The sequence below is a fragment of the Streptomyces sp. NPDC091209 genome (assembly GCF_044757755.1).
In the GTDB taxonomy this organism is placed as follows: Bacteria; Actinomycetota; Actinomycetes; order Streptomycetales; family Streptomycetaceae; genus Streptomyces.
Map to the genome: position 1 here is coordinate 447,421 of NZ_JBIVVR010000005.1, position 26,193 is coordinate 473,613.

Below are 26,193 nucleotides of genomic sequence, written 5' to 3' on the forward strand. Positions count from 1 at the left end.
TGTGCCCCCACCTCGTCGTACGCGGGTCCTGCGAGGTCGTGCTGATGCCCCGTCGGTCGGGATCCCGGTGCCTGCCGGACAGCCTCTCACGACGGTGCCGAACAGTTCGGCCGGTCCACCGTAGCGTGCGCGGGGACGACCGGTTGACCGGAGCGGGAAGGCCGTCAGCTGCCGGTGTCTGCCTTGCCCCAGTCGGGACCCGCCTTGGCCCACGCACGGTCCCATCGGGCGTAACGCCGGCGGATCATGTGCCAGAGGATCCACCGCCTGCCGCCCTCGATGAGTCCCGCCGACAGTACGGCCGCGCCGAAACCGGCCAGAACGGCGTGCGCGGTCGCGGTGGTGCCGTCCAGCGGGCGGCCCACTATTCGGCCGTGCCGGTCGGTCCAGATCGAGAAATGGTCCCCCGGGCGAGGGGACTTGAGGGCAGCGACCACCGTGCCGCGCTGCGGGCTGCCGTCCGGCGCCGTCCAGTCGGCCAGGACGCGGCTGCGCGTGTCCCGTCCCGACGGCGTCTCGGGGTCGGGCGCCAGCGGGCCCCGGGACAGCTTCCTGACGACGACGGCCGCCACCTGATGACGGTCCTTGCGCTGGTCCCGCACGGCCCTTTGCAGCGTGCCCTGGACCGAGGCCCCCACGGCCGCACCCACGAGCGGGGCCGCGACGAGGACGAGCAGGAGGGCGGCCAGGGCCAGCCAGGCCTCCACGAGATCTGTCGTGCGGCGCAGCGGATTGTGCCGCCACCGCCGGAGACCGATGATCGCGCCCACCCCCGCACCCCCCTTCCGCGTCCGTGATAACCCGCAGCGGAGCCGTTCACGCATGAGGCCGGGGAAGAGAGAGCCACATCACCCTCCCCAGGGCCCTTCATGAACATCTCACACCGGCTCAACGATCCCGCCCGGCGCCGGGGTTCCCGTCGACCGGCCTCCGGAGGGAAGCGCGGTGGCGCGGCACGGTCCTCGTGGGGGACAGCCCTCAGGCGAGGACCCGGACAGGGTCGCCGACGCGCAGTGAGCCGCGGGACTCGGGCACCAGGTTCTGTCCGAAGATCAGCTTTCCGCCGAGGCGGCGGTGCCTGGCGAGCGTGCGCAGGGGCTCCTTGCCGCGTCGGGCACTGTCCTGGTCGGTCGTGGTGACGACGCAGCGGCCGCACATCTTGGTGACCCGGAAGGTGACCTCGCCGATGGCGATCCGCGACCAGCCGTCCTCGGCCCAGGCGTCGGTGCCGGAGACCACGACGTTCGGCCGGAAGCGGTTCATCGGCAGGGGGCCCTCCTCCGCGTGGTCGCCCCGCGCGATCAAGGAGTTGAGAGCGTCCAGTGATCCGAGCGTGGTGACGAGCAGGGGGTAGCCGTCGGCGAAGCTGACGGTCTCGCCCGGCAGCGCGAAGTCCGGGTCGACGGGCCGGCGGACGGCCGGATCGTCCATGTGGACGAGGCGGACATCGGTGCCCAGGTACCCGCTGCACCAGTCGTGTGCGGCCGGGTCGGCGAGGACCGCTTCCACCTTGTCGCCGAAGATCTCCACCGTCGTCGTACCGGACGGCTCGGGCACGGGAACACTCACCGGCTCGCGGTTCTCGGCGGACAGACGGAGGCCGCCGCCCGAGAGTGTCTCGGCGGCGGCCAGCGCCAGACGCGGCTGCTCGCGTTGCGTGACGACCTTTCCCCCGTCGTCGATCAGGACCCAGCGTCGGTCTCCGGCCAGCCCCCAGGGCTCCACCTCGGCCTCCCGGAGCGACTGGCCCCGGAATGCCTTGACCGGATGGACGTGAATCGAGTGCAGCACCGCGTTCCCCATGACCGCCATGGTGCCAGGAGGCACCGACAATCCGGTTCGCAGGTGTCAGTACCCGCGGTACTGCTGCCCGTTGTAGGGGTCCTGGTACGGAGCCGGGGCGGGCCGGGGAGCCGCGGGGCGCATCGCCTCGTAGCCCGTGCCCGCCATCGGACGCGGCTGCTGCGGCTGGGGGCTGGGATAGCCCCGAGGCGCGCCCGCCTGCTGCGGGATGTACGGCGCGGGGGCCTGCTGCAGCGGCGAGGGCTGCTGGGCCTGCTGGTAGCCGTACGAGGAGGGGCCGGCCGGCAGCGCGGGGAGCGCGGACGGCAGCGCCGGGAGGTTGTTGCTCATGCCCGGGTCGTAGGCGGAAGGGACCCGGATCGGGGCGATCTGAGGGGTACCCCGCTCAGCGACGAGGGAGTCGTAGATCGGGGTGTCCTGGAAGGCGGAGTAGTAACCGCCGCCATAGGTGGAGCGGGGGGAGGTCATGGCACATAAGTTAAGCCCACGATGTGCTGGTTGGGGAGACCGATAAGAGGGTTGTTTTCCGTGTCGGCGGTGACGCGGGATCCCCAATACGAGCGAACTCGGCAAAAAGGGACGTCAAAGATGGTTGAGATCGTGTAAAGGCCGAGCTTCGGACCGGTTACCGGCGGTTGACCAGGATCTTCTGTCCGAGTCATGGGAGTCGCCGGACCTGGGGATTAGGTTTGGCGAGAGCGGAGCCGGCGGTCCGTTTCGGGGCTCGCGCCGGCGCGGAGACACGCGATGGGGGCGTACATGTCAATGCCTAAGGGATCGAATGTTCCTGTCCCGACGACCGCACTCCGGGTGGAATTGGGGTGGCGTTCAGGACCGGGGGTGCCCGACGTCGATGCCTCCGCCCTTCTGCTGGTGGCCGGAAAGGTTCGTTCGGACGGCGACTTCGTCTTCTACAACCAGCCGGCGCACTCCTCGGGCGCCGTGCGCCACGAAGGGAAGCGGCACGACGGCGGTCAGGAGACCGACGCGCTGCTCGTCGATCTCACGCGCGCGGAACCCGTCGTGGAGACGGTGGTGCTGGCCGCCTCCGCGGACGGCGGCTCCTTCGGGCGCGTTCCCGGCCTGTACATCCGGGTGCTCGACGCACAGCACGGCACGGAGGTCGCCCGCTTCGACAGCAGCGACGCGACCGTGGAGACCGCCTTCGTGCTGGGCGAGTTCTACCGGCGCCAGGGGGCCTGGAAGTTCCGCGCCGTCGGACAGGGCTACGGAAGCGGTCTCGAAGGCCTGGCCACCGACTACGGGATCACGGTGGACGAGCCGCAGCGCGCGGCACCCCCGGTGACCCCCGCGCCCCCGTCTCCCGCCACGCTCGTCCAGGGGCCGCCGCCCCCCGCGGCTCCGCCGGTCACCGTGCCGCCGCCGGTCGCCCCGCACGCGACGATGCCCCCGCCGATGACCCCGTCCATGCCTCCGAGGCCGCCCGCGGCCACTCCGGCGCCAGTCCGCCTGTCCAAGGTGACGCTGACCAAGGAGGCCCCCTCCGTCTCGCTCAGCAAACAGGGCGGCACGGCCGGTGCCCTGCGCGTGAACCTCAACTGGGAAGTGCGCAAGCAGTTCTCGGGGTGGGGCAGCAAACGCGGCCGGGCCGTCGCCATGCACGCCGACCTCGATCTCGACCTGTGCGCGCTCTACGAGTTGTCCGACGGCCGCAAGGGAGTCGTCCAGGCGCTCGGCAACGCCTTCGGGGCCCTGCACCAGCCGCCCTACATACATCTCGACGGGGACGACCGCACAGGGGCTGTCGCCTCCGGCGAGAACCTCTCCATCAACCTCGACCACAAACAGAGCTTCCGGCGCATCCTCATCTTCGTCACGATCTACGAAGGCGCACGTTCCTTCGCCGACCTGCACGCCACGGTCACCCTCCAGCCGCTGAACGGCGCGCCGATCGACTTCTCGCTCGACGAGTGCACCGTGCCCTCCACGGTCTGCGCGCTCGCCCTCATCACCGGCAACGGCGCCGACCTGGTCGTCCAGCGCGAGGCCCGGTACCTGGTCCCCGCGCGCGGAGTGAGTCCGCAGCGCACCGTCGACCACGCCTACGGCTGGGGCATGAACTGGACGCCCGGCAGGAAATGACCGTCCGTGCCGCCCCTCAGTTCTCGTCGAGGGCGGTGTCGGGGCGCGCGTAGGTGCGGCCTTTCCAGGCCGCGCCGCGCCCCCTGTAGTGCTGCACCGCGGAGTCGACCGTCATGAGGAGATAGAGGAACGCGGTGACCGGCAGCAGGGGAGCCAGCGACAGGGGCTGCCGGTAGTAGCGGAGCATCGGCGCGTACGTCGCCGTCATCACCAGCCAGGCGAGCCCGCCGGCTGACGCCGCCCACCCGTTTCCCGAGGCGAGCCCCGCCAGAAGGGCGACCGGCGGCACCAGATACACCAGGGCGAGCCCGGCGACCGTTCCGGCGAGCAGCGGCGGGCTGTGCCGCAGCTGGGCGTACGCGCTGCGCGAGACCATGCGCCACAGATCGCGCAGCCGCGGATAGGGACGCACGCTGTCGACCCGCTCGGCCAGGCCCAGCCAGATGCGGCCGCCGCCGCGCTTGACGGCACGGGCGAGCGCCACGTCGTCGATGACGGCGTGCCGGATCGCGTCCGGGATCCGCGCCCGCTCGGCGGTGTCCGCGCGCAGCAGGACGCAGCCCCCCGCCGCGGCCGCGGTCCGCGAGCCCCGCACGGCGATCCGGCGGAAGGGGTAGAGCTGGGCGAAGAAGTAGACGAACGCCGGCACGACGAGCCGCTCCCACAGGCTCTCCACCCGCAGTCGTGCCATCAGCGAGACAAGGTCGAATCCGCCGGTGCGCGCCGCCGCCACGAGCAGACGCAGACTGTCCGGCGCGTGCGCGATGTCCGCGTCGGTCAGCAGCAGATATTCGGGTTCCCGCGCGCGGGCGAGACCGATGCCGTGGCGTACCGCCCACAGCTTGCCCGTCCAGCCCGCGGGCGGCTCTCCCGGTGAGCCGACGGTGAGCGGCAGTCCGCCGTGCCGGCCCGCCAGCTCACGGGCCAGCTCGCCCGTGCCGTCCGAACTGCCGTCGTCGACGAGGAAGATCTCGGCCCGCCCCGGATAGTCCTGGGCGAGGAGCGAGGGCAGGCTCTCGGGCAGGACGGCGGCCTCGTCCCGGGCCGGCACCACGACGCACACAGAAGGCCAGTCCGACAGCTCCCGGCAGGGGGGCAACCGCACGTCCGTACGCCAGAAGAAGCCCTGGCCGAGCAGCAGCCACAGCCACGCGGCCAGTGATCCGACAGCGGTCCACACGAGGGCGCTCACCTGCCGCAGTCTGCCCCACCACACTCGCCCGTAAAGGCGGATCGTCTATGGTGACCGGGTGAAGATCGCGCTCATGGACTCCGGAATCGGACTGCTCGCTGCTGCCGCCGCGGTACGTCGACTGCGGCCCGACGCCGATCTCGTCCTCTCCTCCGACCCCGGCAGCATGCCCTGGGGACCCCGCACACCGGAAGACGTCACCGCGCGTGCCCTGGCCGTCGCCGAGGCCGCCGCGGCGCACCGGCCCGACGCCCTGATCGTCGCCTGCAACACCGCCTCCGTACGCGCCCTGCCCGCCCTGCGCGCCCGCCTGGAGCCGCAGGTGCCCGTCATCGGCACCGTTCCGGCGATCAAGCCGGCCGCCGCGGGCGGCGGACCCGTGGCGATCTGGGCCACGCCCGCCACCACCGGCAGCCCGTACCAGCGGGGACTGATCGAGGAGTTCGGCGGCGGAGTGGAGATCACCGAGGTGGCCTGCCCCGGACTGGCGGACGCCGTGGAGTACGCCGACCAGGCGGCCATCGGCGCCGCCATCGCGGCGGCCGCAGCGCGCACCCCCGAGGACGTAAGGACCGTCGTCCTGGGCTGCACCCATTACGAGCTCGTCGCCGAGCGCATCCGCGCCGCCGTGCAGCGCCCCGGCCGCCCGCCGCTCGTCCTGCACGGTTCCGCCGGGGCGGTCGCCGCCCAGGCACTGCGCCGGATCGGCGAGCTCCCGGACCCCGGGGCCCCCGCCGGTTCCACGGTCACGGTGCTGCTGAGCGGACGCGAGGGCACGCTGCCCGCGACCGCGCTGACCTATGAGGAAGGCCGCATCCTCTCCGCGGTAAGCCCCGCGCGCTGAGCGAGGCGGGCCCTCAGGCTCGTAACGCCGTGCCGGCCGCCGAAGACGTCGGACGCGGGCACACCGGTGGCGAACACGCGGGCGCGCGCCGCCCCGCGGGCACGGTCGGTCACGGCTCGCACGCCCTCGGTGGGGCGCTCGTCCACCCGGCGGAGTGACACTCCGCGACCCGGTGCCCGCGCACCGGAACCTGAGTAGTCTCATGGGCATGAGGGACCACCCCCACGGCGAAACCTCCCCGCACCCGGACATCTGGACCGGGCGTGCGAGGAATCGTGTTCAGTGGCTGCCCGCCCTGGGCGGACTGGCCTGTCTGGCTCTCGGGATCGAACTGGCCGTCTCTTCCGGCTCGGCGTCGGGAACGGCACCGCTGGTCATGTCCGTCGTCGGATGCATCGCGGCCGGACTGCTCGTCCTCTTCGGCACCCTGGCGTTCGTGCACGTCGCCGTGCGGGTGGACGAGGACTGCCTGGAAGTCCGCTGCGGCCACATAGGACTGCCGCGCCGCCGCATCCCCCTCTCCACGGTCGTCGGTGCCGACTTCGCGCCCCAGGTCAATCCGCGTCAGTGGGGCGGCTGGGGGTATCGCTGGCGGCCCGAGCAGGGAACAGCCGTCATCGTCCGGCGCGGCGAGGGTGTGGTGCTGCGCCTGGGTGACGGCCACACGTTCACGATCACCGTGGACAACGCCGAGGCGGCGGTGCGGATCATCCGCGGCCATCTGCGCCGGGACACGACCGGCGTCGTGCGCTGACGACCGGAGACGTCGGTCACGACTCCAGGTGACTGTCGGTACGCCGGGCCGACGCCACGACGTCGTCCGGCTCCCCTGTGACGAGCGGTCGTGCGGTCGCGAGCCCGGCGAGCAGTCCCGCGCCCGCGGTCACCGTCATGAAGCTCAGCGCGTTGCCTATCGACGCGATGGCGGCCACGGCCGTCAGGGCCGCGCCGGTCGTCAGCGCGATCGGCGTGGTGCGCGGCGAGCGCAACAGCGCGTACAGGACCCAGCAGAACGCCGCCGCGAGCAGGACCACGCCGGTCAGACCCTGTTCCGCTGCCTGCTGCAGGGGCGCGGAGTGCGGTTTGCCGTCGGGCAGCAGTGACTGGGCGACCGTCGGGCTGAGCTCCCCGTAACGTCCGGGCCCGATCCCCAGCTCGGGATTCGCGCGGGCCATGCGCAGGGCGTCGTGCCAGAGCAGGATGCGGTGCTCGGTGAGCTGGCCCTCCAGGGACGCCGTCAGTCCGCCCGGCAGCGCGTCCGCGCCGATCGCCCACGTCGCCCCGGTCACCAGCGCCGCGGCTGCCGCGAGCCCCGTCAGGCCGAGGGCGCGGCGCCGCACACGGGCGGCGGCGAGCGAGCACAGCAGGACCCCGGTGCAGGTGACGAATCCGGCGGTGGACCCGAGGAGCGCCGCCGTCATGGCGGTGCCGGCGGCCAGCAGCCGCAGCGCGAGCCGCAGGGCGGGCGGTCGCGCGGCCCAGGCCGCGCAGCAGGCGGCACCGCAGGAGAGGGTCAGCAGAGCGGCCGTGGCGCCGGTGTGGCCGAGTTGCAGACTGATCTGCGGGCCCGGCGTGGCGATCGCGAGGCCGAGGCCGGCCAGCGCACCCGCGCAGGGGGCGGCCACCGGCAGGAGCGCCCCGAGGATGCGTCCCGAGGCGTAGCCCGCCGCCACGGCGAGCACCGCCAGCAGCACGCCCTCGGGCCGGCCGTCGTGCGCGGTCGCCGTGATCAGCGACCAGGAGGCACAGGCCGCGAGCACGGCCATGCCGGCGACGTCCGAAGCGCTGCGTCTTTCGCCCGTGGCCGTCGCGTCAGCCGTGGACGCCATGCCCGTGGAACCCACCCCCGTCGCCCCCCGACTCTCCTGGACCCCGGGCGCCGTCACCGCATCAGGCCGCACGTCAGAGGCTCGGCCACACCGTAACGGGTGATGCGCCGGTTTGGGCACCTGTTGTGCAGGAACGTTGCGGCAGATACCTGCGAAGGCTCAGCCCAGGGGTGTTCCGCCCATCGGGACCGCGGAGGCCGAGCTGTCGGCGCCCAGGTCAAGCGCCGTACACTCCCCAAGTGACCGCCACCGCAACCACCGTAGACGAGCCGGAACAGCTCGAACCCCAGGCCGTGCCCGCCCCGCGCGGGGCCGCCCTGGTGCGTCGCCTCGTTCCGGCCGCCGCCGCGGCGCTCTCCGGAGTGCTGCTGTACGTCAGTTTCCCGCCACGCACCCTGTGGTGGCTCGCCCTGCCGGCCTTCGCGGTCTTCGGCTGGACCCTGCGTGGTCGCTCCTGGAAGGCCGGTCTCGGCCTCGGCTATCTGTTCGGCCTCGGATTCCTGCTGCCGCTGCTGGTCTGGACCGGTGTCGAGGTCGGCTCCGGTCCCTGGCTCGCGCTCGTCGCGGTGGAGGCGATATACGTCGCCCTGGTCGGCGCCGGGATCACCTTCGTCTCCCGGCTGCCCGGGTGGCCGATGTGGGCGGCGGCTCTCTGGATCGCCGGAGAGGCGGCACGCGCGCGTGCGCCCTTCGGCGGCTTCCCCTGGGGGAAGATCGCGTTCGGACAGGCCGACGGCGTCTTCCTGCCGCTCGCCGCGCTGGGCGGCACTCCGGTGCTCGGCTTCGCGGTCGTGCTGTGCGGCTTCGCGCTGTACGAGATCGTCCGCCTGGCCGTCGAGACGCGCGGCACCGGCGTCCTGCGTCGCGGCGCGGCCGTGGTGGCACTGCTCAGCATCGCCCTCCCCGTCGTCGGAGCACTCGCCGCGCGCATGCTGGTGAGCGACAAGGCCGAGAACGGCACGGCGATCGTCGCCCTCATCCAGGGCAACGTCCCGCGCGCGGGACTCGACTTCAACTCCCAGCGGCGCGCAGTCCTCGACCACCATGTACGGGAGACCGAGCGACTCGCCGCCGAGGTCAAGGCGGGCAAGATGCCCAAGCCCGACCTGGTGCTGTGGCCGGAGAACTCCTCCGACATCGACCCGTTCGCCAACGCCGACGCGCGCTACGTGATCGACGGGGCGGCCAGGGCGATCGGTGCCCCGATCTCCGTCGGCGCGGTCGTCCAGCGGCACGGCAAGCTCTACAACGAGCAGATCCTGTGGGACCCGGTGAAGGGCCCGGTGGACACGTACGACAAGCGCCAGGTCCAGCCGTTCGGCGAGTACCTGCCGCTGCGCCCGCTGCTCGGGGCCATCAACAAGAACTGGACGAGCATGGTGCGCCAGGACTTCAGCCGCGGCACCGAGCCGGGCGTGTTCAAGATGAACGGCGCCGGGGTCGGCCTCGTCACCTGCTACGAGGCGGCGTTCGACTGGGCGGTGCGCAGCACCGTCACCGACGGCGCGCAGATCATCTCGGTGCCCAGCAACAACGCGACCTTCGACCGCAGCGAGATGACCTACCAGCAGCTCGCCATGTCCCGCATCCGCGCCGTCGAGCACAGCCGCACCGTCACGGTGCCCGTGACGAGCGGTGTCAGCGCCGTGATCATGCCTGATGGGAAGATCACCCAGAAGACCGGGATGTTCGTCGCCGACTCGCTGGTCCAGAAGGTGCCGCTGCGCTCCTCCGAGACCCCGGCCACGAAGCTCGGCATCATCCCGGAGATGATCCTGGTGCTGGTCGCGGCGGGTGGCCTCGGCTGGGCGGCGGCTACGGCGGTGCGCTCCCGCCGGAACACCGGCGCCTAGGACAGGGCTCTCGGGTCCGCGCGGGGTAGCGGGGGAGCGCCGATAGGGTCGGGGTCATGGCTACTCCCGACTTCATCCGCGCGATCCGGGCCTCCGCGGGCCACCAGCTCCTCTGGCTTCCCGGGGTGAGCGTCGTGGTCTTCGACGACGAGGGCAGGATTCTGCTCGGGCAGCGTTCGGACAACCACAAGTGGGCGCTCATCTCCGGCATCCCGGAACCGGGGGAGCAGCCCGCGGCCTGCGCGGTGCGCGAGGTGTACGAGGAGACGGCCGTGCACGTCGAGGTCGAGCGCGTCGTCATGGTCAGGGCCGGGGAGCGGGTGACCTTCGTCAACGGCGACGTCTGCCAGTTCATGGACACCACGCTCCGGTGCCGTGCCGTCGGCGGTGAGGCCCGTGTCAACGACGACGAGTCGCTCCAGGTCGGCTGGTTCGCGGTGGACTCCCTGCCGACGCTGAACGACTACGCCCTCGTTCGGATCAAGCAGGCGCTGCTGGACGAACCCACATGGTTCGAGCCCATGACCTGAGTGTGAAGTGTGTGAGCTGACCACATCGGTTCGGGCGTGAGCGCTGCCTAGGGTCGAGATATGACCGCGCCCCGCGCCCTCCCGGGCCCCCACGCTTCCGCACTCGACCTCGGCGGCCGCACCGTCCTTGTCACCGGCGCCGCGAGCGGCATCGGCCGGGCCTGCTCGCTGCGGCTCGCCGCCGCCGGAGCCAAGGTCCGAGCGGTCGACCGGGATGCCGCGGGCCTGGCGACCCTGGCCGAGCGGAACCAGGAGCTGGCCGGGTCCATCGAGCCGCACGTCCTCGACCTCACCGACCTCGACGCGGCCGAGCAGGCAGCGACCGGCACCGATGTCCTCGTGAACAACGCCGGGCTGCAAATGGTCCGCCCCATCGAGGAATTCCCGCCCGAGGTGTTCCACACGGTGCTGACCGTGATGCTCGAGGCCCCGTTCCGGCTCATTCGCGGCGCGCTGCCGCACATGTACGGGCAGGGCTGGGGCCGCATCGTCAATATCTCCTCCGTGCACGGGCTGCGAGCCTCGCCGTTCAAGTCGGCGTACGTCGCCGCGAAGCACGGACTCGAGGGTCTGTCGAAGACCGCGGCCCTCGAAGGCGCGCCCCACGGAGTCACCTCGAACTGTGTGAACCCCGGCTATGTGCGCACCGCACTGGTCGAGGAACAACTGGCCGATCAGGCGCGGACGCACGGGATTCCGCGAGAGCGCGTTCTGACCGAGGTCCTGCTGCGGGACACTGCCGTCAAGCGGCTCATCGAGCCGGAGGAGGTCGCCGAGGCGGTGGCTTATCTCTGCGGACCGCAGGCGGCCCTCATGACCGGAACGTCGCTGGCGCTGGACGGGGGCTGGACCGCGCACTGAATTGTCGGCGTCCCGCCTGCCTCGACCCGGACCTCATCGGAGCCGGTCCTCACCCCGAGCCTTGCCGGAGCCGGTTCTGTCCCGAGCTGTGACGGAGCCGATCGTGAGTTGTCCACAGGGCAGGGGCGCCGCCCAGCGGATGCGCGATCCTGTTGCCATGTCCCGCGATCACCTGCCATCAGCCGAGCGCTCCGCCGACAGCGCGGAAGCGCCGTTCCTGGAACTCCTGGCCAGAGGAGCGACCGCCGACGCCTACGAGCAGCCCGTGCTGCTCGCCCGCGCCGAGGGCCTGCCCGCCGAGCGCGTCGCCGCGCTCGAACAGGCCAAGCTGCTCGCCCTGCGCGTGCGCACGGAGATAGAGGGCCGGCGCCGCCGCGAGGCCGAACTCTCGGCGCTCTTCGAGACCGCGCACGACCTCGCGGGCCTGCGCGACCTCGACGCCGTGCTCCAGGCGATCGTGCAGCGGGCCCGGTCACTGCTGGGCACGGACATCGCGTATCTCAGCCTGAACGACGCGGCCGAGGGCGACACCTATATGCGCGTCACCGAGGGCTCGGTCGCCGCGCGCTTCCAGCAGCTGCGGCTCGGCATGGGGGAGGGGCTGGGCGGACTCGTCGCCCAGACCGCCCGCCCGTACGTCACCGACGACTACTTCAAGGACGAACGCTTCCAGCACACCCGGACCATCGACGCGGGTGTACGGGACGAGGGACTCGTCGCGATTCTCGGCGTGCCGCTGATGATCGGGCCCCAGGTCATCGGCGTGCTGTTCGCGGCGGACCGCAGAGCGCGGGTATTCGAGCGGGAACAGATCGCCTTGCTCGGCTCCTTCGCGGCCCTGGCCGCCGCCGCCATCGACACGGCGAACTCACTGGCGGAGACCCGCTCCGCCCTCGACCGCCTGGGCCGGGCCAACGAGATCATCCGGGACCGCAGCGGAGTGATCGAGCGCGCCTCGGACGTCCACGACCGGCTGGCCGAACTCGTGCTGCGCGGCGGGGGAGTCCACGACGTGGCCGCCGCGGTGTCCGAAGTCCTGGACGGAACGGTCGAGTTCGCTGAGCCGGGCGACACACCGGCCAGAGCCGTGGAGGCGGCCCGGGCGGACGGCCACGCCGTACGGCACCGGGACGACTGGGTCGCCGCGGTGGCGGCGGGAGGCGAGCTGCTCGGCTCGCTGGTGCTGCGCGGGCATCCGGGCCTCGACCCCGTCGACCAGCGCACCCTGGAGCGCGCCGCGATGGTAACTTCGCTGCTCCTGCTCGCCAGACGCTCCGCCTCCGAGGCCGAACAGCGGGTACGCGGCGAGCTGTTGGACGACCTGCTGGACGCCCGGGACCGTGATCCGAGGCTGCTGCGGGAGCGGGCCGCGCGGCTGCACGCCGATCTCGACGGTCCGCACGTGGTGCTGGCGGCCCGACTCGGCGTCGCCGCCGCGGACGCCGACCAGGAGGCGGGCGCGCGCAGACGGCTGTGGTCGGCCGCGTCCCATCTCGCCACCACCCGCCACGGACTGGCGGCCGCCCGCGACGGCGGTACCGTCCTGCTGCTCCCGCTCGGGCCCGGCGACACAGCGACGACACTGGCCCGCCGCACGGCCAAGGAACTGGGCACGGCCGTTCACGAGGCGGTCACCGTCGGTGCCTCCGCGCCCGTCGACCGGCTGGCGGCACGCCCCGAAACGGTGGCCTCGGCCTACGTGGAGGGGCGGCGTTGCCTGGAGGCGCTGGGCCTGCTCGGCCGGGCCGGTGACGGCGCGGCCGCCGAGGACTTCGGGTTCCTGGGGCTGCTGCTCGCCGGGGACCGGGACATCTCCGGGTTCGTCGGCCGCACGATCGGCGGAGTCGTCGCCTACGACGAACGGCGTGGCACGGACCTGCTTCGCACGCTCGACGCGTACTTCGCCAGCGGTATGAGTCCGGCGCGCACGAAGGACGCCCTTCATGTGCATGTGAACACCGTGGCGCAGCGGTTGGAGCGGGTGGGGCGCCTGCTCGGGGACGACTGGCAGAGCCCCGCCCGCACACTGGAGATCCAACTGGCCCTGAGACTCCACCGGTTGTCGTCGGAAGGTGTGCGCTGATCCCCGCACGCGGCCTCACGTACGGGGACAGGGAGGCGCGGACCCGCGGTCAGACGGAACGCGCGCGTCCGCCGGTGCGGCGGGAACGGGCCGCTCGTCGGCCGTGGCCTCGACGTCGGACAGGTCTCGGTCGCGGGTCTCCTTCGCGAAGCCCACGGCGATCAGGGTCAGGACGACCGCCCCGATCACATAGAGGGAGATGGGAGTCGAGCTGTCGTACGAGGCGAGCAGTGCCGTCGCGATGAGCGGTGCGGGCGCGCCCGCCGCGACGGAGGCGAACTGGGCGCCGATGGAGGCACCCGAGTAGCGCATCCGGGTCGCGAACATCTCGGAGAAGAAGGCGGCTTGGGGCGCGTACATGGCGCCGTGCAGGACCAGGCCGACGGTGACGGCGAGGACCAGGTTCGCGAAGCCGCCGGTGTCGATCAGGGAGAAGAACGGGAACATCCAGAGGCCGACGCCCGCGGCACCGAGCAGATAGACGGGGCGGCGGCCGACGCGGTCGGAGAGCGCGCCCCAGGCCGGGATGACGGCGAAGTGCACGGCCGAGGCGATGAGGACGGCGTTGAGCGCGGTCTGCCGGGAGACGCCAGCGGAGGTGGTGGCGTACACGAGGATGAAGGCGGTGATCACGTAGTAGCTGATGTTCTCGGCCATGCGGGCGCCCATCGCGACGAGCACGTCACGCCAGTGGTGGCGCAGGACGGACACCAGCGGAAGCTTCTCCGGCCCGTCGGTCCCGGTCGTGCGGCGGGCCTCGGCGCGCGCCAACGCCTGCTTGAACACGGGTGATTCATCGACAGACAGACGTATCCACAAACCGACGACGACCAGGACGCCGGAGATGAGGAACGGGATGCGCCAGCCCCAGGAGAGGAAGGCGGCGTCGGACTGGGTGGCGGTGAGCAACGAGAGGACGCCGGTCGCCAGGAGTTGGCCCGCGGGTGCTCCGGTCTGCGGCCACGACGCCCAGAACCCTCGCCGCTTCGCGTCGCCGTGCTCGGACACCAGCAGGACGGCGCCGCCCCATTCGCCGCCCAGCGCGAAGCCCTGTACGAGGCGCAGAGCGGTCAACAGGACGGGTGCCGCGGCGCCGACGGTCGCGTGCGTGGGCAGCAGACCGATCGCGAACGTCGCCCCACCCATCAACAGCAGGCTCAGCACCAGCAGTTTCTTGCGGCCGAGCCGGTCGCCGTAGTGCCCGAAGACGAGCGCGCCCAGCGGCCGGGCCGCGAACCCGACGGCGTACGTCAGGAAGGACAGCAGCGTGCCGACGAGCGGGTCGGAGCCGGGAAAGAAGAGCTTGTTGAAGACCAGGGCGGCGGCCGAGCCGTAGAGGAAGAAGTCATACCACTCGATGGTGGTGCCGATGAGGCTGGCGGCGACGATGCGCTTGAGGCTGGCGGGGGGTGGGGGAGCGGTGGTTCCGGAGGCCATGTGCGCCACTTCCTCGTGTGCGGTGGGGACGGGTACGTGTTGGCACACGGTAGGAAGACGCACCTCAGGGGCACATGTGGTGGGGCAACATAGTTCGAGGGTTGGCTATGCGTGCGGCCACCATGCCGGTTCGCGGACGGGCGGTTCGAGGGCTCGAAGGTGGTCGAAACGACTGCTGTCCGGGACGCGTAGTTCGGGGTGATTTGATGGTGCGGTGCTGACTCCCGTGCTGGTTTGGTGCTGACTAAAAGCCCATGTCATCACCCGTCTTCACCTGTCCCGTGCTGACTTGGTGCTGACTACGCTCCGTTGAACTCGGACATCTGGAGTTGATCGGCTCAGAGTCGTTGCGTGGTAGGTGACCGGGCTGAGAGACCGAGCCCGGCCTTGCCGCTCAGCCGCCGTGGGCATGGGCAAGGTGCTGCGCCTGGGTGCGGTGCGCGTGCGGCCCAGCAGATTCTTCGTCTGCTGGTGGTACACGCTCACCATCACCTCTGGCCTGCGGTAAAGGGTGGAATCGTCTGCTGCTGGGCCGAGTTGGTCCGCACCTGGTCCGGATCTTGGTCCGTGATCCGTGGTGCTGGCGTGCGAGTCCTGCGGTACGACACGGCACAGGTCGTATCGACCGTCCAGGGGCGCCCAGCTGATCCAGGACAAGCGCGTAATGCCCAGTGAGCGTGACCGCACCGTCGTGGACGGCGACTTCGGAGATCTGGGGGCTGACCCGGAGCGCGTCGGCGAACACCTCACGTCGCACGGCCTGCCAGATCTCCTCGGCGGAGCGCAGGAAGACCTGGAGCAGGTCGCGGCGGGTGACGATGACGACAAGCCGGTCCTTTTCGTCGACCACCGGGAGTCGTTCGAAGCCGTGTCGCGTCATCAGCCGGGTGGCCTCCGGCAGGGCCGTCTTCACGGGACCGTCACGGCGGGCGCCGGCACCAGCCCGCCGCCGGTGTACGCCCGGACCAGGTACCCCCCGACTGACGGTGAGTCAGGTAAGACCCGTGGACCCGCTCTGAGTGGCCCCTCTGTTTCAGCAGTGTGTGCCGTATCACGCCCTTCAAAGTCGCCCAAGTTGGCTTGGTCACAGCGGAAATGTCCCTTTCGTGTCCATGCTCGACCTGGACAGCGACTCCCGAAGTGGAGCCCGTCGGCATGGGCGCGAAGTTCCAAAGCGGCCCATGCCGCAGCCCTCGTGACGTTCCTCCTTGTTCCCCTGGAAAGGTGCCCATCATGGCCGCTTACCTCTGCCCTCCTGCCGTGATACACGGCGAGCACGCCGTGGAGACCAGCCAGATCGTGGCGGAGGTGCGCGACCGGCACCCGCATGCGGCGTGGGCGCCGCGGATCGACGGCATCGCGGCCAGTACGGGCATCGAGACCCGCGGGTGGATGCTGCCGCTGGAGACCGCCGTCGCGCCCGGCGACGGCAGTGGCCTGCAGGCTGTCGGCATCGGGACCGCCCAAGAGGCGCTGGCACGCGACGGGTTCACCCAGCACGACGTGGACCGCGTGATCGCCGCCCTCGAGGCGATACCCGCGCCGCAGACCGTCCAGGAGCGCACCGCGCCGGCCTGGGAGGCCGTGCAGTCCTACGGGGAGCGTGCGGCGCGCGGGGCTCTGCAGATCGCCGGGCTGGACGCCGCAGACATCGACTGCCTGATCACCAGTCACTCCACCACCCCGGCGCTGCCCGGTCTGGACATAGCCCTGGCCAACAAGCTTGCGCTCCGCAACGACGTGATGCTGCTGCCGGCCACGCAGTGGGCCTGTGTCGCGGGGACCCGCTCCCTGGCCCTGGCGGCTGATCTCGTGGCCGCGGACCCCGATCGGGTGGTCCTGGTCGTGATCGCGGAGGCGCTGAGCACGACCTACCAGCCCGCGGACGACACCCTCGAGTCCCTGATCGTCCGGTTGCTGTTCGCGGACACCGCGGTCGCCGCGGTGGTCACGGGCCGCCCGAGGCGCGAGTCGGTGCTGCGGCTGGACGCGGCCTGGCACCACACCGTGCCGGACACCCAAGACCTGCACTGCCTGGAAACGCGGGCGGACGGCACCCACTTCGTGATGGACCGGCGCGGGCCGCGCGCCGTACAGAAGACGGTCACCGCGATGTGGGAGTGGCTGCGCGTCCGTTACCAGGACGACCCCGACTCCTGGCACCCCGACGTGCTGCTCGCGCACCCCGGCGGGACCCGGGTGCTGGAGTACATGGAGCAGACGATGCCCGACGCATGGCCGTCCGGGCTGCTGGACTACAGCCGGGACAGCTACACGAGCGGCAACCGCGGGGGCGCCGCCGTGTTCGACATCCTGAGGCGGGCGCACGACGCCGGACAGAAGTCGGGCAGTCGCGCCGTCCTGTACGCGGCGGCACCGGGCCTCACCGCCACCGCCCTGGAAGGGGAGTGGCTGTAGTGAGAGCCCGCGCCACCCGTAGCAGCGAACGGGCCGCCCGCATCACCGGTCACGCCACCGGTACCGATGAGGGCGCCGTCCGTACCGTCGGTGGCGCCGGCTGACGCGCACGCCGCCCCTGCCCTCGCCGCGCTCGCGTACGCCCGGCCGTGCCCCGCCCCGCAGCCGCGTCATCTTGCGACTTCCGCCCAGACCACCTTGCCGGTGTCCGTCCACCGCACCCCCCACCGGATGGTGAGTCGGTGCACGATGTGCAGGCCACGCCCGCCGTCGTCGAGGAGGCCGCCCCGGCTCAGACGCGGCCTGCCGTTGCCGGTGTCGCCCACCTCGCACAGCAGGCCGTGACCACCGGCCCTGATCAGTCGTATCGTGATGGGACCGGCGGCAAAGCGCACCGCGTTCGTGACCAGCTCGCTGACCAGCAGCCGCACGTCGTCCTGGGTGTCGCTCCTGGTGTCCCATTGCCGCAGCAGTGCGGAGACGTGCGCGCGGGCACGGGCGGGCGCGTCGTCGCGAGCGGGTAGCCGCCAGGTCGCGGTGTCCCCCTTGCGGTAGCCGATCATGCGCGCGAGCAGCAGGGTCACGTCGTCGCGCTGGCGCACGGGAGCCAGCGCGGAGACGACGTGCCGTGCGGCCTGCTGCAGGGCATCCCAGGGGTGCACCGAGGACACGGCATCCGCCAGCCTGCTGATGCCCTCGTCGATAGGCAGGGCCGGATCCTCCACCAGGCCGTCGGTGTAGAGGGCGAGCAGGGAGCCCGGGGGCGCGTCGAACGTGTGCACGTCGAACGGCTCCCGCAGCGCGAACTCGGCGCCCAGGCCGGGGTGAGGGCGGACCGCGAGCGGGCCTGCGTGCCCGTTCGGAAGCACCAGGACCGGAGGGAGGTGGCCCGCGCTGGAGAGCGCCACGTGGTGGCTGACCGGGTCGTAGAGGGCGATGCAGCAGGTAGAGCCGAGGGCGCTGTAGCCGGCCGCCAGCCCGGACTCCGCGTCGTCCAGCAGCGTCACGGTCTCGTCCAGGTGCTCCAGCACCTCGTCGGGTGCCAGCCCCGCGGACAGCAGCGCGCGGGCCTCCATGCTCAGCTGGCCCATGGTTGCCGCGGCTCCCAGGCCGTGCCCGACGACGTCACCGACCACCAGCGCGGTACGGCCGTCCGGCAGCGGAAAGCTGTTCACCCAGTCGCCGCCGACGCCCGCGCTGTCGGGGGTGGCGGGCTGGTAGACGCTGGCGATCTCAATGGTGTGGCCGCCGGTCCGGGGCAGCAGCCGGCGCTGCAACGCCAGCACCTGCGTGTGTTCGCGCTGGTGTTGACGGGCCAGGTCGACGTGATGGGCGGTCCTGGCCACCAGTTCCTGCAGGTCGAACAACTCGCTGTCCCGGAAGGGGCGGTCCGCCCGCCGCCAGACCTCCGCCACGCCCAGCACGACGGGTGGCGCGCCGTCCAGGACCAGCGGTACGCACGCCACACTCGCCGACCGGTCACCGGGCACCAGGGCACGGATCAATCGCTGACTGCCGAGCAGCCGCTCGACCGCCTCCCGGTCGGGTATGACGATGGGCTGCGGGGCATCGTCCCGCCGTACCGCCTGTGCCAGCAGGCGACTCGCGTCGCTCGGAAGATCGCCGCCCGGAGTCACGTAGCCCTCGGGCCACGCCCGGTCCGGCACCAGGGCTGCCCGCCGTAGCCGGATGCGCCCCTGCGCGTGCTCGGTGACTCCCTCGCCCGTCCACACGGCGAAGTCGAGGTCGACGGCGGCCACGTCTCCCCAAGCCAGCAGGGACTCCGCCAGCGACTGCGCGGTCTCGCCGATGTCCAGCGAGGTGCCGATCGCGGTCTCGGCGGCGTACAGGTGCAGCCTCCTGGCCATGGCGATCACGGAGACGGTCAAGCCCTCCTGAGGCGCTGCGGCGGGCAGGATGCTCAGCGAGACCACCAGCTCCGACCCGTCGGCGCGCCGCAAGCGCTGGATCCGGGCGACATGTGCCTCACCGATTTCCAGGACCTGCCGCAACCGCCGTGTGACCGTCGGTACGTCCCCGGCGGGCAGGAGATCGGCGAAAGGACTCCCGGCCACGGCGTCCAGACCCGCGAACACGGGGGCGTCCAGATTGCAGCGGGTGACTCTCAGATCCCTGTCCAGGTTGACCACGCCGAGAATCTGATCCTGACGGTCGGCTCCCGGGTTGTCGGGTACGCGTTGGCGGGTGGCGCGGTCGCCCTGCGCGTTCGCAGGACCGGCCGCCGCTGCCGCTCCGCCGCGCGGGATGTAGCGCCCGAGGGCACTGCTGACCATGTCAAACGGCGAAGAGGACGAGGGGGAGGGTGTGGAGTCCATGCGGCTCTCTCGCAATCCCCGGCGCGGAGCCGGGGCTGTACTCGGACCCATGCGTCGGGGCACTGAGATCCCTGACCGCACACCTCATTGAATACCACCGGGGGCCGCTTCGCCCACACCAGCGGATCGCGCGGTGAACACTGACCATGAGGGAATGCCGCGGCCGGTGGGGCCGTGCTCACCTTGCCGGGGGCGTCGCCCGCCAGGATGCGACGACCGCCGCAGGACCACCGGGCGCGGGCACCGACGGTGATGGCCGGTCCGAGTTTGCTGTAGAGGCGCGCACAGGAGCAGCATGGTCAGGCCGCCCCACGTTGTGCGGACCTGCCGCCCGCGGGATGCCGGCATTGCGCTCGGCGGGGCGGTAGCCGGACCTCTGACTTGTTGAATCGGACCCAGACGCGCGGACCACTGAGAGCGAGAAGGTGCTTGGTCCTGAAAGTTCGAGGGTTGGCTATGCGTGCGGCCACCATGTCGGTTCGCGGACGGGTGGTTCAGGGGCTCGGTGGTCGAAACGAGTGCTGTGCACCGAGCTGGATCTCGCGTCGGCACTCCCGGCAGTCCGGCAGACCGTCCACGATGTGACCCTCTTCCTGCGCCGTTCGGACGGCCGCCGGTCACGGCAGCCGACCCCGAGGAAGCCCAGGGACGTGTGTCTGGAGGACCAGGGCGAGACGGCAAACTCCCCCGCTTCGCCCGGTGCTGAATCTGTGCCCGGAGGACGCGTCAGGGACCCGGCACCAGCCGGGCCCCTGCTTTTTGTAGTGGGGACAGGATGTGAACCTGCGACCTCTGGGTCATGGGCCGAGCTACCGAGCTGCTCCGCGATCGTCCTCACCGCCGGGCGCCCTCGGCACCTTCCTGGCGGACGCCACCGGACAGGCCCTCGCCCTCGGCGTCCAACGGCTCGCCCAGGTACGGGAACAGGGACGGGAACAGGGACGGGCGCAGGCGTGGGACAGGCATAGGGGGCGCCACGAGTGCCACGGCGTCGCCGGCCTGCGGCTCCGTCAGGGCCGCCGCTGCAGGAGAACGTAGCCGTCCTGGTCCGCGACGGTCCGGTAGCGGCCGTTGTTCCGGGCCTCGGACAGCAGCCTGCGGTCGTCGTCGGGTGAGATCGGCCAGCCCATCGGCTGCGCGTTGTCGTCGATGATCCACTCCGGGTCGGGACGGCTGCCCCCGAGACCGAACACGCTGACCTGGGTCCGGTGGGTGAGCTGCGGGACCAGCCGGTTGGAGGCGGCGACGGTGGTGCCGTCCGGGATGCGGTCCATCAGCCGCCGGGCGGTCGCGAGCCGGGGGTCGGTGTGCCAGGTGGCGGGCTGCGTCAACTGCCACAGCGGGAACTGGGGCAGCAGGAGCACGGTGACGGCCGCGCTCGCCGTCAGCGCGTACCGCACCGGGCCGGGCCGGGTCAGCGCGTCGACGAAGGCGGCGAACAGCACCGGCATCAGGACCGCGCTGTAGTGGTAGCCGGTTCCCCAGTAGGCCTGGTTGTCCGACGCGAAGCGCCACAGGAGCGTCGGCACGCCCGCCCACAGGAGCGGGGAGCGCACGGCCAGGAACCCGGTGACGGACAGCAGGGCCAGCACCGTCAGCGCCTTGGTGTCCGGGGTGACCAGTCCCACCGTGTAGTGGAGGAGCAACTCGCCGACGTCCGGCGTGGCGGACCCCGCGCCGGGCACGCTGGAGGTGTAGGCGAACGTGCCACCGGGGTTGAACGCCGGTATCACGACCAGCATCTCCAGGAAGGACCCGAGCACTCCGGCCAGGAACAGGGCACCCCCCGTCCGGCGGTGGTCGTGATCGCCGGTGCGCGCGATCAGCAGACCCACGACGGCGACGGTCAGCCCGAGATCCTCCTTCACCAGCAGCAGCGGAAGCGCCCACAGGGCAGCGGCACGCGCCCGGCCACGGCCCACCGCCGTCAGGGAGAACGCCAGCAGCGGCACGGCGAAGCACACCTCGTGGAAGTCGAATCCGACCGCCTGTGCGACACCCCAGGAGGCGCCGTGGCCGAGACCGACCACCAGCGCAGCCCGCCGGCCGCGTACCTCCTCGGCCCACCTGGCCAGGGGTATCACCGCCACCGCGAACAAAGCGGCCTGCGCCACCAGCAGGGTCACCGGCGTCGGCCAGACCCGGTACAGCGGTGCCAGCAGGGCCAGCACGGGCGAGAAGTGGTCGCCGAGCAGCGGGAACCCCGGTCCCTTGAGCTCGGCCACCGGCAGATGCCCGTGCGCGTAGGACCGTACCGCCTGCTCGAAGATCCCCAGGTCGTAACCGGTGGTCAACATCCGCTGGTGCAGCCGCACGGACAGCGCCGTGTACGTCACGAAGCACACCAGGGCGAGAGTCAGCGCCGTCGCCCAGCCGGGGGCACCCTGCGACGGCCGCGCCGTTCCGGCGACGGGCCCGGCCGCGTCGTCGCGGGACGGGCGGGACGGGCGAGACAGACGGGATGGGGCGAGGAGCGCGGGCAGGCGGGTCGGCATGTCGGGGCCTTTCGTCCGGCGGATCACCGGTACGGCGCTCGCCGCGTGGGTGGGGCCGGCACGGCGAGCGCCCTTCCCGGGCCAGGACACCGTGCCGGAGAGCCGCTGACCGGGCCCTGACCGAACCTGACGAAGCGGTCAGGGAGCCGCCGGAAGCCTGTGCAAGGCTGGCGGGATGAGGATTCTGGTGGTGGAGGACGAGCGCGAACTGGCGGAGACGCTGCGCCTCGGGCTGACGGCCGAGGGCTATCGCGTGGACGTGGCCCATGACGGCCGCGAGGGCCTGTGGAAAGCCCGCACCGGTGACTACGCGGCCGTCGTGCTCGACCTGATGCTGCCGCTGCTCAACGGCTACCGGGTCTGCGCGGAGCTGCGCCGCGAGGGCATCACCACCCCCGTGCTGGTGCTCACCGCGAAGGACGGCGACTGGGACCAGGCCGAGGCCCTCGACACCGGCGCCGACGACTACGTCACCAAGCCGTTCACCTACCTGGTCCTGGTCGCACGGCTGCGCGCGCTCATGCGCCGGGCGCGGGGAGCGGCCTCCCCGCTGTTGGCGGTGGGCGACCTGGTGCTGGACGTGGCGGCCAGAACCTGCCTCAGGTCGGGCGCCGCCGTACCGCTCACGCCCCGGGAGTTCGGAGTCGCCGAGGTGCTCGCGCGGCGGCCGGGCGAAGCGGTCACGAAGTCGGAGATCCTGCACCACGCCTGGCCGGACGAGGCCGAGGACCTCAACCTGGTGGAGGTCCGGGTCAGCGCCCTGCGGCGGAAGATCGACACGGCCTTCGGACGGCAGTCCCTCCTGACGGTGCGCGGGGTGGGCTACCGGTTGGTCGACGACCGCGGAGAGACGAGGGAAGGCCTCGTTCAGGAGCCCCCGGTCGGGCGGAACTCCGGTGACTGACGTCCCGAACGGGCGGGATCCGAGCGGGCGCCGCACCCTGGTACACACGTTCCCGCCCGGCACGCTCCACCGGCTTCAGCGCGCCCGCCTACTCCCACGCTCGGTACGGCTTCTCCGCTCGCTGCGGGTTCTCCCACGCTCGGTACGGGCGCGTTCCGCGCTCGCCGCCGCCTTCGCCGCGGCCGTGCTCTTCACCGCCGGGGCCCTGCTGATGCGGCATCAGCTGTACGACGAGCGGCTGCGGGCCACCTCGTCGGTGGCCCAGGAGCAGGTCGACACCCTTCTCAGCGCCACCGCCGACTCATCCATCGGCGGCCCCTGGGGAGCGCCGTACGAAATCGTCGCCGACGACGGCGTGCTCCTGGCGTCCAGTCCCGAGCTGACGCCGTACGAAAAGGACGGCCACCCGTTCCTCCCGGGCCCGGGCCGGGGCGGGAGCCTGCCCCTGTACACCAGACGCCGGTTCACGTTCCCCGCCGTGGCCGAGCCGGCGGCCCGCTCGCTGTCCGGACAGACCCTGACCACCGTCGAGGGGACGGTGCCCGCCTCCTACCTGCCCGGCGAGACGCAGGGGCGCGGGGTGGCCGCCGACGCCCGGGTCCGGGTGTACGTCCTGATCGTCCCGGACGATGCCGAGCGGGCGGTCGGCGAACTCGACGGGGAACTCGTCGTGGCCGTTCCCCTCGCGACCGCGCTGGTGGCCGGGGTTGCGTGGCTGGCCACGCGGCGGGCACTGCGGCCGGTCGAGGCGATCAGGGCGCGTACCGCCTCGGTGACCGCGACGGACCCCCGCGAACGGGTGGAGGTACCCGACACCGCCGACGAGGTGGCGGAACTGGCACTGACCATCAACGCCACCCTGCAGCGACTGGAGGAGGCGGCCACGGTACAGCGCCGGTTCGTGGCGGACGCCGCGCACGAACTGCGCAGCCCGCTCGCCACCCTGCTCGCGGGGCTGGAGGTGGCCGCCGCCTACCCCGACCGGGCCGACTGGCCCGCCGTGGCGTCCGCGGCCGGCCGGCAGGCGCGGCGGCTGAGCGGTCTGACGGAGGAACTGCTCCTGCTGGCCCGGCTGGACGCAGGCGCTCCGCCGGCCCCCGCCGCACCGGTCGACCTGGCGGCACTGGCGGGCCGGCTCGTCGAGGAGTGCGCGGAACGCGCCGGGGGTTCCCCGACGGTGGATCTCCTCGTCGCCGCGCAGGATGCCCCGACGACGGTGTTCGCGGCACCCGGTGACCTCGAACGGATCCTCCGGAACCTGCTCGACAACGCCCTGCGCCACGCCGTCGACCGCGTGCTGCTGACCCTGGCCCGGGACTCGGCCGCACCCGGGTCGGTGCTGTGCACCGTGCGCGACGACGGGGCCGGCGTCTCGGAAGCCGACAGCGAACGGATATTTGAGCGGTTCACCCGCCTGGACGAGTCCCGCGCCCGTACGGACGGCGGCACCGGCCTCGGTCTCGCCATAGCCCGCGACCTGGCGGCCCGGCACGGCGGCCTGCTCGTGCTGGCGGTGCAGCCGAAGGGTTCGGGGGCGTGCTTCGTCCTCCGCCTGCCCGCGGGAGACCCGATGTCGATACGGCCCCGCCCCTGAGGGGCAGCGTCGACGGCATCTGCCAGTCTCTTCTTTTTAGAAGCTGTCGTGGGCGTAGGGCCCCACAGCCGCCTGGGCGAGTTTGAGCGCGGCAAGGCGCTCTGCCGGGTCCTGTCAACCAGCTTCGGCAGCCATGGAGTTGAAGGTCTCCCGCATGAGCAGGTCGGTGGCGCCGGGCTGTTCGACCAGGCTGTCGAAGAGGTCGGCGAGCAGCCAGAGCACGAAGTTGTGTACCAGGGCTTCCTTCGGTGGGATCGTCCCGAACTGGTCGCGCCAGGCCACGGTGTCCAAGCCCATGGTCGCGGCCATGAGGACGCCGGTGGCCATCGGTACCTGGGCGGGGTCGGCCAGTTCGAAGCCGGGCAGCTTGCGCATCACGGCCGGGATCAGATCACTGAGCGGATCGAGGCGGTCCTCCTCCGGGCCGTCCTGCCGGCCGATGATGTGCGCGGTCAGCACGCCCACCAGGAAGACCGTGCCCCGGGACACTTCCTCCCGGCCGTAGGTGTCCATCGCGGTCTGGACACGCTCCTGCGCTTGCCGACGTTCCTTCTCTGACGTGCGCTTTTCTGTGATCCGGTACGAGTCCCATGCTGCGCGGACCGCCTCGTCCACGACTACACCGTCGCTGGTCATGCGCTGACCGTAGCGAGTTGACGGACTGGGGCGCCGGTACTCGCACGAACCGCCGGCGCGGCCCCGGCGCGGCTCGCCGTGTTCCGGCCAGACCGCTGGTCGGAGGACTCTGGCGACCGGAATGACCTGCTGCGACCCCGAACTGTCCTTCAGGGCGGGGGCGTTGGCGTAGCCGAGTCGAGGGACGGCCTCGCGATATCGAGGGCAGAATATGGAACGCCAGTACGGAAACAGAGTTCTCCTGCTGCGGGGCTGAAGTCGCCGGGAAGCGCCGTTGTCGGTGGGCTCTGCCAGGGTGTGCGTCGTGGATGAACCGGTGGAGCGTGTCGACGGTCGAGATCGCGTGCTGGGGGTGGTGGTCAGCCGCCGACAGGCCATCCGGGAGGGTTGGCTGCACCGGGTCGCCGTGACGGTGTGTCGTGATGAGCGTGGGCGGATCCTCGTCCACCGGCGGTCGGAGCAGCTGTCGCGCTTCCCCGGGCTCTACGAGGTCGTGGTCGGTGGCGCCGTGGGTGTCGGTGAGTCCTATGAACAGGCCGCCGCGCGGGAGCTGGCCGAAGAGCTGGGTATTCGCGTGCTGCCGCGCCTGCTGTTCACGTTCCTCAACCGCAGCGGTTTGAGCCCTCACTGGCTCGGCGTGCACGAAGCCGTGATGCCGGACGTCGTGGCCGCCGATCCTGATGAGGTCGCCTGGCACGGCTGGCTGACCGAGCCGGAGCTGCGGTCGGCCCTGCTGGAGTGGCGCTTCACCCCCGACAGCCACGAAGCCTTCAGCCGGTATCTCGCGTTCCGGACCGCGCGGTCCTGACTTGCCCGCCGCGCGGGCTTGGACGCCCGCCTGCAGCCAACGCGCCTTGTGAGAGCGACCCTTGTAGATCAGTCATGCACCCAGACAAACGGCAGGCCCGGCCCGGGAGTCGGTGATCTTCGGAGCTGGCGACAACTTGCTTGCAATAAGCGCGGTCCACGCCAAGAACGATGCGAATTCGACGACAGTCGTCGCGCCCAGCGGTCCTGGAATCCCCTGGTCAGGGTGCTGGGTTGACGACAACTCGCTCGATCCTTCGCTCCGGCGATGCCGGTGTCTTCGAACAGCTCGCGGGCGGCACCGGTGGGCAAGGGCTCGCCGTGGTCGAGCTTCCCGGAAGGCGTGTGTGTTCATGTACAACGGCTGCCGGGCATCACGCCGCCATCTCACCGTGGCCTCGACCGCACCCGAACGGTCTGCCTCCCAACGGTGGAGTCATGGCCGGGTGCGCCCACGACTCCAGCCAG

22 protein-coding genes and 1 pseudogene are annotated in these 26,193 nt (G+C 71.7%); 11 read left to right on the forward strand and 12 right to left on the reverse strand.

All coding sequences use genetic code 11. The features are described 5' to 3' along the window. Positions 1-164: 164 nt before the first annotated feature. The 3 genes from ACIQRL_RS17545 to ACIQRL_RS17555 form a co-directional block, all read right to left on the reverse strand. On the reverse strand, positions 165-770 hold the full coding sequence (locus tag ACIQRL_RS17545; protein ID WP_401332138.1) for a hypothetical protein: 606 nt from the start codon (positions 768-770) through the stop codon (positions 165-167). A 208-nt stretch (positions 771-978) separates the two neighbouring features. Continuing rightward, the gene (locus tag ACIQRL_RS17550; RefSeq protein ID WP_401332140.1) at positions 979-1,803 is read right to left on the reverse strand and encodes an MOSC domain-containing protein; all 825 of its coding nucleotides are present in this window, start codon (positions 1,801-1,803) and stop codon (positions 979-981) included. 45 nt (positions 1,804-1,848) lie between these two features. Further along, positions 1,849-2,271, reverse strand: coding sequence for a DUF6643 family protein (locus ACIQRL_RS17555; RefSeq protein ID WP_401332142.1), 423 nt, complete (start codon positions 2,269-2,271; stop codon positions 1,849-1,851). Between the two features lie 297 nt (positions 2,272-2,568). On the opposite strand from ACIQRL_RS17555, the gene ACIQRL_RS17560 reads away from it, so the two are divergent. Continuing rightward, the gene (locus ACIQRL_RS17560) at positions 2,569-3,906 is read left to right on the forward strand and encodes a TerD family protein (protein WP_401332415.1); all 1,338 of its coding nucleotides are present in this window, start codon (positions 2,569-2,571) and stop codon (positions 3,904-3,906) included. 16 nt (positions 3,907-3,922) lie between these two features. Here ACIQRL_RS17560 and ACIQRL_RS17565 read toward each other — a convergent pair whose 3' ends face one another. Next, complete coding sequence (locus ACIQRL_RS17565; protein WP_401332144.1) at positions 3,923-5,098, reverse strand: glycosyltransferase; 1,176 nt, start codon at positions 5,096-5,098, stop codon at positions 3,923-3,925. Between the two features lie 58 nt (positions 5,099-5,156). Here ACIQRL_RS17565 and ACIQRL_RS17570 point away from each other — a divergent pair, with 58 nt between their 5' ends. Together ACIQRL_RS17570 and ACIQRL_RS17575 are read left to right on the forward strand one after the other, a co-directional pair. Continuing rightward, positions 5,157-5,942, forward strand: coding sequence for a glutamate racemase (locus tag ACIQRL_RS17570; RefSeq protein ID WP_401332146.1), 786 nt, complete (start codon positions 5,157-5,159; stop codon positions 5,940-5,942). A 208-nt stretch (positions 5,943-6,150) separates the two neighbouring features. Next, positions 6,151-6,696: a hypothetical protein gene (locus ACIQRL_RS17575; protein WP_401332148.1), complete on the forward strand. Its 546-nt coding sequence runs from the start codon at positions 6,151-6,153 to the stop codon at positions 6,694-6,696. A 16-nt stretch (positions 6,697-6,712) separates the two neighbouring features. Here ACIQRL_RS17575 and ACIQRL_RS17580 read toward each other — a convergent pair whose 3' ends face one another. Next, entirely contained in the window at positions 6,713-7,771 is a 1,059-nt protein-coding gene (locus ACIQRL_RS17580) for an O-antigen ligase family protein (RefSeq protein ID WP_401332150.1), read from the reverse strand. 239 nt (positions 7,772-8,010) lie between these two features. Here ACIQRL_RS17580 and lnt point away from each other — a divergent pair, with 239 nt between their 5' ends. From lnt to ACIQRL_RS17600, 4 genes are all read left to right on the forward strand, one after another. Then, entirely contained in the window at positions 8,011-9,624 is a 1,614-nt protein-coding gene (gene lnt / locus ACIQRL_RS17585) for an apolipoprotein N-acyltransferase (protein WP_401332152.1), read from the forward strand. Positions 9,625-9,680: 56 nt separating this feature from the next. Beyond that, positions 9,681-10,154: an NUDIX hydrolase gene (locus ACIQRL_RS17590; protein ID WP_401332154.1), complete on the forward strand. Its 474-nt coding sequence runs from the start codon at positions 9,681-9,683 to the stop codon at positions 10,152-10,154. Positions 10,155-10,214: 60 nt separating this feature from the next. Continuing rightward, the gene (locus ACIQRL_RS17595) at positions 10,215-11,015 is read left to right on the forward strand and encodes a 3-hydroxybutyrate dehydrogenase (RefSeq protein ID WP_401332156.1); all 801 of its coding nucleotides are present in this window, start codon (positions 10,215-10,217) and stop codon (positions 11,013-11,015) included. A 157-nt stretch (positions 11,016-11,172) separates the two neighbouring features. Then, entirely contained in the window at positions 11,173-13,098 is a 1,926-nt protein-coding gene (locus tag ACIQRL_RS17600; protein ID WP_401332158.1) for a helix-turn-helix domain-containing protein, read from the forward strand. 15 nt (positions 13,099-13,113) lie between these two features. On the opposite strand, the gene ACIQRL_RS17605 is transcribed toward ACIQRL_RS17600, so the two are convergent. Together ACIQRL_RS17605 and ACIQRL_RS17610 are read right to left on the reverse strand one after the other, a co-directional pair. After that, positions 13,114-14,535, reverse strand: a complete 1,422-nt coding sequence (locus ACIQRL_RS17605; protein WP_401332160.1) for an MFS transporter — start codon at positions 14,533-14,535, stop codon at positions 13,114-13,116. 394 nt (positions 14,536-14,929) lie between these two features. Beyond that, positions 14,930-15,415 carry a CBS domain-containing protein gene (locus ACIQRL_RS17610; protein WP_401332417.1) on the reverse strand — a complete coding sequence of 162 codons (486 nt, stop codon included), beginning with the start codon at positions 15,413-15,415 and terminating at the stop codon, positions 14,930-14,932. Between the two features lie 353 nt (positions 15,416-15,768). On the opposite strand from ACIQRL_RS17610, the gene ACIQRL_RS17615 reads away from it, so the two are divergent. Next, on the forward strand, positions 15,769-16,953 hold the full coding sequence (locus tag ACIQRL_RS17615; protein ID WP_401332162.1) for a type III polyketide synthase: 1,185 nt from the start codon (positions 15,769-15,771) through the stop codon (positions 16,951-16,953). 170 nt (positions 16,954-17,123) lie between these two features. Here the strand turns inward: ACIQRL_RS17615 and ACIQRL_RS17620 are convergent, their stop codons facing one another. The 3 genes from ACIQRL_RS17620 to ACIQRL_RS17630 all read right to left on the reverse strand — a co-directional run bounded on the left by ACIQRL_RS17620 (position 17,124) and on the right by ACIQRL_RS17630 (position 21,784). Then, positions 17,124-19,289, reverse strand: coding sequence for a SpoIIE family protein phosphatase (locus tag ACIQRL_RS17620; RefSeq protein ID WP_401332164.1), 2,166 nt, complete (start codon positions 19,287-19,289; stop codon positions 17,124-17,126). 834 nt (positions 19,290-20,123) lie between these two features. Continuing rightward, on the reverse strand, positions 20,124-20,255 hold the full coding sequence (locus ACIQRL_RS17625; protein WP_401332166.1) for a hypothetical protein: 132 nt from the start codon (positions 20,253-20,255) through the stop codon (positions 20,124-20,126). Between the two features lie 44 nt (positions 20,256-20,299). Continuing rightward, entirely contained in the window at positions 20,300-21,784 is a 1,485-nt protein-coding gene (locus tag ACIQRL_RS17630) for a DUF2079 domain-containing protein (RefSeq protein ID WP_401332168.1), read from the reverse strand. Between the two features lie 175 nt (positions 21,785-21,959). Between ACIQRL_RS17630 and ACIQRL_RS17635 the strand changes: the two genes are divergently transcribed. Next, positions 21,960-22,688: a response regulator transcription factor gene (locus tag ACIQRL_RS17635; RefSeq protein WP_401332170.1), complete on the forward strand. Its 729-nt coding sequence runs from the start codon at positions 21,960-21,962 to the stop codon at positions 22,686-22,688. Beyond that, entirely contained in the window at positions 22,681-24,282 is a 1,602-nt protein-coding gene (locus ACIQRL_RS17640; protein WP_401332172.1) for a sensor histidine kinase, read from the forward strand. The genes ACIQRL_RS17635 and ACIQRL_RS17640 overlap by 8 nt, the downstream gene beginning before the upstream one ends. Before the next feature lie 114 nt (positions 24,283-24,396). Here ACIQRL_RS17640 and ACIQRL_RS17645 read toward each other — a convergent pair whose 3' ends face one another. Beyond that, a complete protein-coding gene (locus ACIQRL_RS17645) occupies positions 24,397-24,918 on the reverse strand; it encodes a hypothetical protein (RefSeq protein ID WP_401332174.1) in 522 nt (173 codons plus the stop codon). A gap of 304 nt (positions 24,919-25,222) precedes the next feature. Between ACIQRL_RS17645 and ACIQRL_RS17650 the strand changes: the two genes are divergently transcribed. Then, positions 25,223-25,726, forward strand: a complete 504-nt coding sequence (locus ACIQRL_RS17650; RefSeq protein WP_401332176.1) for an NUDIX domain-containing protein — start codon at positions 25,223-25,225, stop codon at positions 25,724-25,726. Between the two features lie 68 nt (positions 25,727-25,794). Here ACIQRL_RS17650 and ACIQRL_RS17655 read toward each other — a convergent pair. Beyond that, positions 25,795-26,058 (reverse strand): annotated as a pseudogene (locus tag ACIQRL_RS17655) (hypothetical protein); the annotation flags it as partial. Positions 26,059-26,193: the final 135 nt, after the last annotated feature.